Source organism: Algoriphagus iocasae (assembly GCF_014206875.1).
GTDB lineage: Bacteria > Bacteroidota > Bacteroidia > Cytophagales > Cyclobacteriaceae > Algoriphagus > Algoriphagus iocasae.
The window spans coordinates 1,235,532-1,248,033 of record NZ_JACIJO010000002.1; the positions used below are offsets into that span (position 1 = coordinate 1,235,532).

Annotated in this window: 13 protein-coding genes; 9 read left to right on the top strand and 4 right to left on the bottom strand. The window is 38.9% G+C overall.

Annotation, left to right across the window (positions count from 1 at the left end; genetic code table 11):
- Positions 1 to 4 precede the first annotated feature (4 nt).
- From traN to FHS59_RS12770, 7 genes are all read left to right on the top strand, one after another.
- The gene (gene traN, locus FHS59_RS12740) at positions 5 to 841 is read left to right on the top strand and encodes a conjugative transposon protein TraN (protein ID WP_221444497.1); all 837 of its coding nucleotides are present in this window, start codon (positions 5 to 7) and stop codon (positions 839 to 841) included.
- Positions 842 to 850: 9 nt separating this feature from the next.
- Positions 851 to 2,842, top strand: a complete 1,992-nt coding sequence (locus tag FHS59_RS12745; protein WP_091692857.1) for a type IV secretory system conjugative DNA transfer family protein — start codon at positions 851 to 853, stop codon at positions 2,840 to 2,842.
- A 12-nt stretch (positions 2,843 to 2,854) separates the two neighbouring features.
- Positions 2,855 to 3,484, top strand: a complete 630-nt coding sequence (locus tag FHS59_RS12750) for a M23 family metallopeptidase (protein ID WP_184495519.1) — start codon at positions 2,855 to 2,857, stop codon at positions 3,482 to 3,484.
- Positions 3,485 to 3,488: 4 nt separating this feature from the next.
- Positions 3,489 to 4,418, top strand: a complete 930-nt coding sequence (locus tag FHS59_RS12755; protein ID WP_091692296.1) for a DUF4099 domain-containing protein — start codon at positions 3,489 to 3,491, stop codon at positions 4,416 to 4,418.
- A complete protein-coding gene (locus FHS59_RS12760) occupies positions 4,396 to 5,055 on the top strand; it encodes a hypothetical protein (protein ID WP_139235861.1) in 660 nt (219 codons plus the stop codon). The genes FHS59_RS12755 and FHS59_RS12760 overlap by 23 nt, the downstream gene beginning before the upstream one ends.
- Positions 5,056 to 5,112: 57 nt before the next feature.
- Entirely contained in the window at positions 5,113 to 5,607 is a 495-nt protein-coding gene (locus FHS59_RS12765) for a hypothetical protein (protein ID WP_091692294.1), read from the top strand.
- A 254-nt stretch (positions 5,608 to 5,861) separates the two neighbouring features.
- On the top strand, positions 5,862 to 6,083 hold the full coding sequence (locus FHS59_RS12770; RefSeq protein WP_184495520.1) for a hypothetical protein: 222 nt from the start codon (positions 5,862 to 5,864) through the stop codon (positions 6,081 to 6,083).
- 160 nt (positions 6,084 to 6,243) lie between these two features.
- On the opposite strand, the gene FHS59_RS12775 is transcribed toward FHS59_RS12770, so the two are convergent.
- The 3 genes from FHS59_RS12775 to FHS59_RS12785 form a co-directional block, all read right to left on the bottom strand.
- Positions 6,244 to 7,359, bottom strand: a complete 1,116-nt coding sequence (locus FHS59_RS12775; RefSeq protein ID WP_184495521.1) for a hypothetical protein — start codon at positions 7,357 to 7,359, stop codon at positions 6,244 to 6,246.
- Positions 7,360 to 7,367: 8 nt separating this feature from the next.
- Positions 7,368 to 7,829: a hypothetical protein gene (locus tag FHS59_RS12780; RefSeq protein WP_184495522.1), complete on the bottom strand. Its 462-nt coding sequence runs from the start codon at positions 7,827 to 7,829 to the stop codon at positions 7,368 to 7,370.
- Between the two features lie 607 nt (positions 7,830 to 8,436).
- Positions 8,437 to 9,036 (bottom strand): hypothetical protein, encoded by a 600-nt coding sequence (locus FHS59_RS12785; RefSeq protein WP_184495523.1) that lies wholly within the window; start codon positions 9,034 to 9,036, stop codon positions 8,437 to 8,439.
- A gap of 405 nt (positions 9,037 to 9,441) precedes the next feature.
- On the opposite strand from FHS59_RS12785, the gene FHS59_RS12790 reads away from it, so the two are divergent.
- Positions 9,442 to 9,912, top strand: a complete 471-nt coding sequence (locus FHS59_RS12790) for a JAB domain-containing protein (protein WP_184495524.1) — start codon at positions 9,442 to 9,444, stop codon at positions 9,910 to 9,912.
- 73 nt (positions 9,913 to 9,985) lie between these two features.
- Here FHS59_RS12790 and FHS59_RS12795 read toward each other — a convergent pair whose 3' ends face one another.
- Positions 9,986 to 10,552, bottom strand: a complete 567-nt coding sequence (locus tag FHS59_RS12795) for a DUF6933 domain-containing protein (protein WP_184495525.1) — start codon at positions 10,550 to 10,552, stop codon at positions 9,986 to 9,988.
- An 800-nt stretch (positions 10,553 to 11,352) separates the two neighbouring features.
- Between FHS59_RS12795 and FHS59_RS12800 the strand changes: the two genes are divergently transcribed.
- Complete coding sequence (locus FHS59_RS12800; protein WP_184495526.1) at positions 11,353 to 12,261, top strand: ArdC family protein; 909 nt, start codon at positions 11,353 to 11,355, stop codon at positions 12,259 to 12,261.
- The last annotated feature ends 241 nt before the right edge of the window (positions 12,262 to 12,502 follow it).

Here is a 12,502-nt window from a genome sequence, read left to right on the forward strand (position 1 = left end):
CGCCATGAAACTAAAACTTATATTTCTACTCTTTTGGGCTATTTCTATTTCGGGCAATGCTCAGCAAACTGGAACCTTGTTGAAAACACAGCTTCCCAGAGTTTACATTGACGAGGAAATATCCCTCCATTTCCTTTCTCCGGAACCGATCCAGTATGTAGATATTTCCACAAACGATATGATCGGGGATATTCCCTTGGAAAATGTGTTTCGAGTGAAGGCAGTCCGGGACAGTGTTTCTGATTTGAACGGATATAATAAATCCCTTGGAGTGGTGACCATAATAGGCCAGAAGTTTATTGCCCAATATGATCTTTGGTATTCACATGACGAACGCCAACTGAAAACTCAGATTGAAATCCTTCCTATCAATACGAATCCATTGGAGGTAGGGGAGATTCCCATGAGTGATCAGGAACTTCGATTTTTTGCAACTGAAGCTTTCAAGGATAAAAAAAAGAATAAAATCACTCAAAGCACTCAGTACGGCATCACGGGGAAAGTCAACAAGATCTATACGGTTGATGATTATATCTTTTTGGACATCTCCTTCAAAAACAAAACAAACCTAAAGTTTGACCTGGACCAGCTCAGGTTTAAGATTGAGGATAAGAGAATTCTCAAGGCTACCAATGTTCAGTCCATAGAGATTGAACCCGAATACCAACTGTTTTCGACAGAGAGCTTTGATAAGAAATATCGAAATATCTATGTCTTCAAAAAGGTGACTTTCCCCAATTCCAAGGTGTTTACTATCGAATTGACAGAATCCCAAATCAGTGGGAGATCACTCAAGATGCGGGTCAAATACTCCGATCTTCTAAATGCAGACACACTTTAAAAAATGGGCATGAATGAGAAAAGAGAGTTAAAAAGCCTTCATGGTACATTCCAATTCATCGTTTATCTGATGGTGTTCATGGACATTCTAATGTTTGTCTATGCTCCGAAGCTGATGGAAATGGAAGAGATAGGGAAATTTCTTTTTCCGCTTTTTGATAGACTCCTTAATCTGAAAATCTATCAAAATGTCTTAATTGGGAAGATCGCCATCCTATTTGCGATTTGCCTTGCTACCATCGGTACAAAATCCAAAAAGAACCTGGATCTAAATCCGAAAAACCAAATCATTTTTCCCTTGGCGTTTGGGCTGATCCTTTTTTTTGGATCGGTCTATATCTACACCTTGGAAAACTCTTTTTTGGTAATCGACTATACTTCCATTGAAAATGTCGGTTACATCTTGAGTACATTCATTGGGGCTGTCCTAATTCATACATCATTGGACAATGTGTCCAAAATGATCAAATCCGGACTGGGCAAGGATGAATGGAATATCGAGGGAGAATCCTTTATGCAGGATAAAAAGAAGATCGAAAATCCCTATTCGGTCAATATCCCCATGAAATTCTATTACAAGGGAAAAGTCCGTAACGGTTGGATCAATTTAGTCAATCCATTCCGTGGAACCTTTGTGATCGGAACACCTGGTTCCGGAAAGTCTTTTGGGGTGATCAATCCCTTTATCCGACAGATGATCGGAAAAGGATTTACGATGTGTCTGTATGATTTCAAGTTTCCTGATTTGGCGCAGATCGCTTATTTCCATTACCTGAAAGCTCAAGACAAAAAGAGAAATTCAAATTTCAAATTCCATGTAATTAACTTGGATGAGGTAGAGTACTCCAGACGGATTAATCCAATCAATAGACGTTATCTGAAAACAGTTGCTAATGCATCCGAAACTGCAGAGGCAATTTTCCAGTCTCTTCAAAAATCCGATTCCTCGGGAGGAGCTGACAAATTCTTTGAACAATCGGCCATCAACTTTCTTTCCGCTTGTATATTCTTTGTGTCCAGGTATGAGGAAGGAAAGTACTCGACGTTTGCCCATGTGCTGGATTTCCTCAATAGAGACTATGAGGATATTTTCGACTGCCTAACCAAATACCCAGAGCTCAGGTCAATGATTTCTCCTTTTCGAAGTGCCTACGAAAAGAAGGTTTTCAAGCAACTGGAAGGTCAGGTCGGAACCCTGAAAATTTTCCTATCCAGACTTAACAACAAGGAAACAGCCTGGGTATTCAGTGGAGATGATTTTGACCTCAAAATCTCAGACCCCAACTCACCATCTGTTTTGGTCCTGGCCAATAGTACCGAAACACAAAGTATTACCGGGACATGCTATTCGGTTGTAATTAATAGACTCACTCGTTTGATCAACACCAAAGGGAATCTGCCAACTGCCCTGATTGCGGATGAGGCACCGACCTTTTACATCCACAAAATCGAAAATCTGATTTCAACTGCAAGAAGTAATAAAGTAGCTGTGTTGCTGGGGCTCCAAGAATTGCCTCAGTTGAACCAGTTACAGGGGAAAGAAACGGCTTCTACCATGACTTCGGTAATCGGAAATGTCCTTTGTGGCTCAGTTCGGCATAAGGATACTTTGTCTTGGTTGGAAATGATGTTTGGCAAGCGAAAGCAATTAGGACAGAGTGTTTCCATTGATCGAGAAAGAACGTCGGTGTCCTACAGCGAAAAGTACGAACCGCTTATTCCTGCAGGAAAAATTGCCTCCATGCATACAGGGGAGATTGCCGGGATAATCGCTACAGAGGGAACTGAATTCGACGGAAAATATAAAACCTCCAACGTGCATTGTCGGGTAAATCTTGACATGAAGGAAATAAAGCAGGAGGAAAGCTCTTATCGAACTACTCCGAAATACTATGATTTCAAAGGGAAAAAGGAGGAAATATTAGAAAAGAACTTTGAGAAAATTCACTGTCAAGTAACTGAAATCATTGAAAGACATCGAGAAATGGCTACTGTAGATTAAATCAAAACTTCTATGAATTGGACTATAGGTATGGCTCTTTTTCTTCTTGCCTCTCAGAATGGATTTGCACAATTCAATACCCATCAATTCCAAAAGGGAATTCCTAAAGTAAAAGTGATGCGACAGGCAGTTTCCCTAGAAACAGTCCCGGATAATTTGGGCAATTATTCCCAACTGATTCAGCCGATTGAAAAAGAGAATAAGGTTTTGCTCGCCTCTCTCCCATTGGATAGCTTTTCCGTGACATCGAGGTATGGACATCGGATTGACCCGATTACTAAGGATCGCTCCTTTCATCGAGGAATTGATCTTAAAACCAATAGATCCAAAGTCTATTCTATGCTGCACGGTAGAGTTGAATCGGTAGGAACAGATCCACTTTTGGGAAACTTTATCAAAGTACAGCACGGAAAGTACGAGGCTGTTTACGGTCATCTATCCTATGTGTCTGTATCGAAAGGCGAAAGTGTTTTACCAGGTTCTGTGCTCGGAATTTCTGGAAGTACAGGAAGGTCAACAGGGGATCATCTTCATTTGACCATCAAAAAGGGGCAGAAGTACATCAGCCCTACGCTTTTCATCCAGATGATTTCCAGGATTTCGAGTAAAGAAGAGCTATTAACCTATATATCAAACCAATAACAATATGAAAAATCAAAGTGCATTACCAATGAGGGATTTGGAGATTTTCGGAATCGTCAAAGACGGAAATTTTACCATTCCGGAAAAAGAAGTCCATGCCTTGAAAAATGGGAAAATGACTGATATCGTCGAATTGAAAGATTTGAAGGGGAAAGAGATCCAGATAGATAAGCTGCCGGCAAGACTTTCCATAGTTCGAGGAGAAGATGGGAACCCGTCCTTACGAATTGATCCTGTCTATAGAGAAGCGAACCCTCATCCAGATTTGAGCGAATCAGAACGAAATCAATTGGTCAAGAAGAAATTGGCAAACTTGAAGAAAAGCTACGTGGATAAGGATGGGAATATTCAGTCAGAAATCATAGAGTACGATCATCGAACCAAGCAATTTCTGTCTTACAATCCCAGGGATATTACAGCTCATCAAGAGGTCAATGGGGAAGCGCTTAGTCCGCAGCAAAAAAAGAAATACAAGGAAGGAGAAGTCGTGGCATTAGGAGACGGTACCGAATTTCAACTTTCACCTTCTGCACCCAAAGGCATTCGGTCCAACAATCGGGGTTTAGTCCTATCGGTATTGCTTGATGGAGGGATATCTTACTTGCTGATCACAGGTGTGCAAAAGATGTTGGGTAAGGAAAGCCAGGAAGAAAAGGCTTATAGTAAAGGCTATTTGCAAGCTGTCAAACAGGTTCAAAAACAAGTAGAACGTAGAATTTCCAGAAATCCTAATGACAAAGATGCAGTCCGTGACTTAAACAATATCAAGGAGGAATATTCCAAAATTTCCGCTGATGATAATCTCCCAAAAGAAGTCCGAGATGATTTTGATATCAACAAAATCAAGCGGCTAAACAGTATCGACACTGAAGAAGGAAGAAATCCAAGAAAGAAAAGTGGAGAGCAAGACAATGACCAGGAACGGGACATTTGATATTTTGACTTACAAGGGCGTTGAAAAGGATATTCAGCGCCTTTTTTCCATGCATGCCGTTCAAGATGAGAATGGGCAGGTCCTATTTGATTTTTTTGATCAAAACGGTAAGCTTGTCGATCAAGAGGTTCTCAGTCTTTATCATAATAAACGAGCTTCCTATGGGATTTCAAGTCTAAATTTTTCCGAGACCACACGCTCGGTTTTTGTCTCGGATTCCTATGCTTCCTTGATTTTTTTTACCAACCAGTTTAGGGCTAGGATTTCATTTGAGGAGGCGGGTTTTATGGTTGTGGGTGCAGCTTTTGATGAGTGCCTTTTGAAAAAATCATTCGAGGAAATCGCCAAAAGAGCCAAAATCAATACGGTATTCGGTTCATCGGTTTTGGGTAGAGTGATGGATTGCAAAGTTCAGGACTTAATCCATGATCGATATTGTTCCTACCGTTTGAGCAATGATCTTGTTAAGTTCGAAAATGCGAAGAAAGTTTCTTCAGAATCCATTCAATCATTTTCGCTACGAACCTATTGCATATCGCAAGGAGTGAGGCAAACAGTACGGACTTTCAAGCCCAAAAAGAAAGCAGTTGAGTCTTTTTACGGACTCAATCAACAGGCTTGGGATGTGGTTAAATAATATGGTTTTGCTATATTTAGCAATCAGCATCCTTACGATTACTAAACCAATTCCACAATGAAAAAACTGAATTACCTTTTACTTTTTGTTCTTGCCAGCCTATTCTTCGCCTGTTCCTCCGAAGATGAAGAACCCAAATTGGTGGAAAAAGACGTGACCATTGAAGTCGAAATGGGAGGAGATTATTCTGATTACCTGGTGACTTTTACAGTTCATACCATGCTGAGCGGCACATCCACTTTTGTCACTCCCCAATTGATTGAACCTTCTGCTTTGGAGTGGACTCAGATAATTGAACAAGGGAATTCTTACACCGTTACGTATGAACCTTCAGCGAGTTCTCTTGAGGTTCAATCCACTTCCGATATCCACAGCTTGGGATTTGTATTTAATGCTGTTCCATTGGATAGAAATACTGATGATACGTTTGATCTGATGTCTGCTAGTATTCGAGTTTTGGCAGATGGAGAAGTATATAGAGAATACGATTATGAGGCATTGCCCTCAGATCAGACTTCTGTTCCTTTGGCAGATGAGATCAATATTGATTGATTTAGCTACGAGGCATATTTTCCATTCAACTGCCTTTCATGTCGATGAATTCTAATGCCCCATTCTGGTTTTATCCAATTGTATGCACAAAGGTCGAACTGCCTGTCAGTTTCAAAAAATTGGAGCTTCTAGCAGAATTTTTCAAAAAACAGGGTTTCCTACGGACTACCTCCCAGTTTTTAACTTCTAATTTTTGATCACTTTCCAGACCGTCCTAAATGACCTGCATAAATTTTAACTAAAACCAAAATACTATGGCATTCTCAAAAAAGTACATCGGAAAAGGCAAGAAAGTCGAAAACATGGAAATAGTCGAAGTAAGCCTCAACATGGCTGAACTTCAAAACCACAGCTTCGAATACGAAGGAGAAACCTACGTCAAATTCAACGTCGCTGAGCTGAAAGAACCAGATCAGTTCGGGAAAACTCACACGGTTTATGTTTCTGTCAAAGAGCCAGAATCGGAAGAGTCTTGATCAAAAGCCCTTCGGGGCTTTTATTTATCTGAGAATTCTAATATATAAAAACGAATTTTCGAGAAAACTATTTAGTTCTAATCGACTTTAACCAAACTGGTCTTTCATCAACTTAATACCCAAAATCTTGAATTACTGTAATACAGTAACTTGGTAAGTTTTATTCAGTATTTTTTACATTTAAGATAATTTCGAATCTTGATACAAAGGATTCTAACTCTTTGTCAGAGTTGATAGTATAATCAAGACACTGAGGGCATTTTATGTTTTCTTCAAAAAAGTAATATTCTAAATCTGTTCCTGTAGGGGTGAACTCAAAATTGCATCTTGAACATGTTATTTTATTTTTTTCAAAAATGCTCAGAATTATCTCTAAAATATTAATGTTTGATTCATCTTCTCTGAAATCCCTGACCAGAACCATACTTATTAATCGCCTTAATGCTTTAGATTTTCTTAAAGTTTTATGTTCATGATCAGTTAAGTATCTAAAGTAAAGTTCATCAATCACAGAGGCAGAATACAATAGTAAATAGTAACAGTTGGTATAGAATGCGTGTAAATACTGATCTACATTTGATACTGCATCAAAAATAAAATTTAAGTCTTTGGCTTCGGTTTGATAGTGCCTATGATTTGTGACCACATGTATTGACTTATTTGTAAGCTCTTGAATTGCACCTTTGAAGGACTTATCGTATCTAATATCATAAACCAATGAAGAAAAAATCAAGAGGTTATATTTCATCTTTTTCTTACAATCATCGATTAATTTGAAATGATCTATTTTATTTTTACCTCTATCACTTGATGGGTCATACTTGCTAATATCTCCTTCGATATAAAAATTTTCAATAAACCCATTAGGGTCAACTAATAAACGTTCCAAAATTGTAAGTTCATCAGTAAATGGCTTTCTTAATAATGCAAAAGCGACAGTGGTTTTGCATTTTTGCGCTGAAGATATTGCTTCATAAACAAAATTGCTAAAATCTGATATGACTGCTGAACAGATTTTCTTTGTAATTGTGTCATTTAATTCCCTTCTGAGATTATTATCTAGTAGGAATTTCACAAGGTCATCTTCTGATTTAATATCTTCTAAATCTTCCTTACTAAATTTCCCGCTAAAGTCTATTTTCTGAGTTGTAAATTTTTCATAGTCTGAATACCTATACACATCTACAATCTGGTCATATAAAATTGCACAGATATTATTGATATAGTGAAAGTCCTCAGGTAGAACTGTTTCATCATATTTTTGGATAAATAGCATAGTTGTTTTTAAGTATGATTCTCAATATCACCCTTTTTTCCGTCATTTTTTTCTTCTTCAGAGTCGTAGTCTTCCGGACTTTTTATAAACGAAAGTGTAGCCGTATCTCTATAATTGGCAACTAAAATCACAATTGCAATAAACATTACTAGACTATGAAGATAGATCATTGTCTGGCTATATAATGAAGCTGGCTCAATAGGAGAAAATCCCGACAGTAAAGTTATACCTGAGCTGAAGAAATAGAGTTGTACAAAGTCATAAAAAAATCCACTGGGCTTTACTCCTGAAAATGTGTTTGGATCTGAGATATAGATAGAATGGTAGTATGCAGTAAAGTAAAAGGAGATATAAATCACCATTAAAAAAGTTTTTCCTATAAAGTGTTCGAAGACCTCCTTCTTGGCTAGTGCACGTTTAATGCCCTCTGCTTGAAAGGCCAAAAGATATGTCCCTAGATGGGTTACCATAAAGGATATTATTATCAGTCTTGACGAATTGTCCTCACCAATTCTAAATGGTCCATATGCAATAAGATAGGGTACTATTATCAAAACGAGATGAGGATATAGACGATGTTTTTTCATATGTTTTTATGATGGCGGTAGGGTAGAAAAAATTAGCGCTATCAATTTTTCAGAAGATTTTGATTTTTCTTTAGAGAATATTCCTAGCGAGGATGAAATGATGATTCTGGGACTGTTAATTATCAATAAGTAAGTTTAAGTGGTTCCTGGATAATAAATGCTTTGGCGAGACGGACTGAAATAGTCTAACCTCTTTTATAATGTCTAGTTTTTCAAAGGGCCTAAACGCATATAGCCAATAAAAACAATATATTCTTTCATACTTTCCCATTAGAGCTTCAAGCACATGAAGTTCATTTTTCAAATTTGATTGTATTGAAAAATCAATGATAATCGGAAGAATTCGCAAGTAAGCTCCAATCGACTTTTCGTCCGATATTGCTCTGATAAGAAATGAAAGTTCTTCGACGGATGAATTGTCAAAAGTGAAATCTTCTCTTTTTGGTAAATAATGGTAATTATTCCTTTCTAGGAAATCAGGAGGTATGGTTTATTTCCAGTGGTTTATAGACCATTCTTCTAGGTAGTATAATATGTTTTCGAAGGCAATATCTTCCTTAATCGATTTTATTTTCGGTTTGTATTTAGAAATATCAGAAGCAGGGTATTTTCGAGTCTCTGCCTCGAAATGTGCAAGTTCGCGGTGATAGTCTATAAGATTGTGGTAAGAAACTTGTGACTTTGTTAGAGTATAGGTGTCGAGTAGTTTGAAAAATGTGTTTTTGATTTGCGTCTCGGAATTGAATTTATTTTGTAATTCCAATTGCTCCTTTTGACCTTTGATTTCCACTCTTGTGTCTTTGAGCTCCTGACGATTCATTTCCAATTCTTCCTGTTGCATTAGAATTTGGAGTTGCTGGCCTAGGAAACCAACATATACAAATGCTAGTGCTGCAAAAGAAGCGAATGTTCCCGAAGTTCCACCTATAAAATCTCCAAGTTCATTCTCTCGGAAAAAGGAGTGACTTTGGAATACTTGGAAACCTGCCCAGATTAATGGGATAAGTGCCGCTACAGCAGAAATTCCACCAATCCATGTGAATAAGGTAATGCGTGTCTGAAGTTTCCTTTTTCTTGGTTCTAAATTCATCCTCAAAATCTACCGAATTCCATTTAAACTAAAAATTTTTCGATACTCTGACTTATCCATTCTCATTCTATTCAAATTTTGAGTTATCATCCATACAATAATGGAAGAAATTCATCACTCATTTCTGAAGCCGCCAATAGATTACCTCATAAACACGGTCTGCCCAAAACCTCTCATTTATTCCCTATCCATTTGGTCTCGATAGTTCAAAAGCTAGAAGATAGTAAGAGTTTTTTGCATCTAGAATTCCTCAGAAAGTTAGTCCTTTGGGCTCTGGGTGACCGTAAGCTTCCGACATAAAGCCGCTTGCTGTGCTGCGCTTTTTATTCCTTTGCCTTTCGGTCTTTGTCGCCCACGGCCTGATGAAGCTTCATAATTCATTGTTCCACAAAAACGAAAAAGATTATGGAGACTACAGAAAGAAAAATTGATTTGTTTGAAGTAGCTGAGATTAAGCTGAGCTATAGTGCTAAAGTAAAAAACTCACTTCGTCCTAAAGTGGGTTCGTCCAGACAAGTATATGAAGTATTTGCCCAAGCCTGGGAAGAAGATAGAATTGAGTTTGTTGAAGACTTTAAAGTAATGCTGCTATCCAGAGCCAATCGAGTGCTGGGAATTGTAACCATTAGCTCTGGAGGCACAGCCGGAACCGTAGTTGATGTAAAACTGGTCTATGCAGCTGCCATTAAAAGTGCTGCCCAATCAATCGTGCTTGCCCACAATCATCCCTCTGGAAATTTACTGCCATCAGAACAGGATAAAAGATTGACTCAGAGAATCAAGCAAGCTGGAAATATTCTGGATATTCCAGTGTTGGATCATTTGATCATGACATCAGAGGGATATTATTCCTTTGCTGATGAGGGAGAGCTTTAGGGCTCTCTTTTTACTTCATAAATGGGCGAGTTATTGGAAAACACAGCTAATGGAAGTTGCCGTAAATAACCAATCAATTTAAGAGGCCTGGATCAATGGGCTTTTCCTGACCTGAAGCGAGATAATTTGTAAGAATTTTTTCCATTTCCTTCCTCGGTTTGGTTATGTTGGTGTATTTGGAAACACCGTCCAGACTGAAGATACTGTCGTTTAGGTAGGCGTTAATTTGGGCTAGGCTTCGATAGAATGCTCCGTCCAGATGGCATTCAAGAGTGAACATAATCTGGTTTATGTATCCCAAGGCACTGCGATCTCCATCTGTGGAGTGGAATCTAATTTCGTCCAAGAGCCAATTGACTTGTTCTTGAGTTGCATTGATTCCATCGACCGTTAGCTGTAGTTGAAGCTCTTGGCTGATTTTCTCACGAATGTTTGGAAGATCTTTGGCAGTGAGGTTTTCCAGTATCAGAGAATAGTGGGTTTTGGGGTTGTATAGCAACCAGTTTTTCCTTCGGTTGACATAAAATACCGTAGCATTCCATTTTCCCAAGATCGCTGTATTCTCATCACCAACCGAAGGCGTGATATCCTTTTGGATCAATTTCTCTAGCTTTTTGCTGACGTGGATAGGAGTGGACATGGTTATGAATTTGAAGTGTAAAGGTGGGGATTTTTAAGAATACTATCGATTTATAGGGGCTTCCTTTCGGTCAGGCTATCCGCTCTCAATCTTTCTCTGTGAGCCCCAGGCCTTCGCTGAGAAAGGATTTCCACTTCTATCCCTAAGCCTATTCTTCGTTTCGCTCACTCCCTCTATTCAGATTCTTTCACGACATTTTTTAAATGAATGCTCCTTACTCCTCATTTCCGGAGAGAGCTTTCACTCCCCAAGGCTACCGCTTCACTTCACTCAGCCTTTACTCATTTCCCGTCAAGCCTGTTAATTGGGAAGTCCTATTGGTGAAGCAGTAGCCCAAGCCTCCTTTTGGGGGGCAAGCCGTTGTCCGCTTTTCTTTTCGAACGTCAGGGAGCGTTTTTCTTCCAAGCGGGTTGTCTGATCCGTTCCGGGTTTTTACTGGCGTTAAGTCCGCCCAATCAAGCAAAGATGAAAACCAGAATCTGGGATCGTCAAAAATTCGCTTCGCCCTGATGTGAAAAAGACTGTTTCCTACGGACTGCCTCCGACTTTTTCATTCAGGTTTTTGCCATGCCCAGAACCCAGTTTTCCATAGACGCTTGTCGGTCGGTACCTCAACACCAGTGGATAAAAAAAATGTCACTTCTCAGTCAAATATCCCCGCTCTCCCAAAAAAACAATGCTGTCCTGACTTTCGGGAAAAGCTCAGTAGTTGTCGGGTCGAGTTTCCTAACATCCTTGGATATGAGTGTGGATGCTTTGGCTAGGACAAATTCCTTTTTATCACTTAAAAATCAATCAAAATGAAAGCTTGGGAAAACTTCAACAAACTAGCGGAGACTGTCACCAATGAAATCATCGAGGGAATCCAAAATGAAAACCTTACTTGGGAGCAAGTTTGGAACCCTAGAAATGGGCCGAAAAATTATGCTTCAGACAGAGTTTATACAGGTTTTAATGCACTGTGGCTTGCCTGGGTGACAACTTCAAAGAAATTTAGTACTCCTTATTTCCTAACCTTCAAACAAGCAAAGCAATTGGGTGGAAATGTAAAAAAGGATGAAAAAGGAACAAAGGTTGTATTCTGGAAGATCTCCAAGTTTGTCAAGGAAAAGACTACTAATGAAGAAGGCGAAAACGAGGATGTTTTGGGCAGGAAGTTTACCCCCTTTATCTGGACGGTTTTCAACATCGATCAAATAGAAGGGATCGATTTTTCAATACAAAACACCGAGGAGGAGCGAGTTTTTTCGCCAATCGAAACCTGCGAGGCTATTATTTCAGGTTACAGTGATTGCCCAAATACCGTTTATCAAGGCAATGAAGCTTATTACAGCCCTGTCAATGATTATATCAATATGCCCGAGAAAGAAGCTTTCCAAGGGGAGGAGCAATTTTATTCCGTGCTTTTTCATGAGGCAATCCATTCTACGGGTCATTCAAGAAGATTAGGTAGATTTTCAGAAAGACCTGCTTTGGTGGGGTACCAATCTGCAGAATATTCTAAGGAAGAATTAGTTGCGGAAATGGGAGCAAGCTTTCTAAATGCTTACGCTGGAATTAAAGAAGTCAATTTTAAAAATTCCTTGGCTTACCTCAAAGGATGGCTCAAGCCTCTAAAGGATGATCCAAAAATGCTGATCTATGCAGCACAAAAGGCACACCAAGCAGCCAATTACATACTTGGAATTCAAGCTGAGGGGGAGGAGTAATTTCCCCTCTTTTTCTTATGCTTCGGTTTTTACTAACTTAACTTTTCTTAGGCTAAATCACTTAAACCAATATGTCGGAATCTTTGCTAATCGTGATATTATTTCTTGGAACTGGATTTGCCCTTTCCCTGATCCAAGATTCACACCTAAAAAAGCCCTTTCTTTCCAGAATGGGCTTTACATTGGTTAGCTTTGGTTCGTTTTGTTTTTTTCTGTTGGGATCTTTCGCTTCTTTGAAATT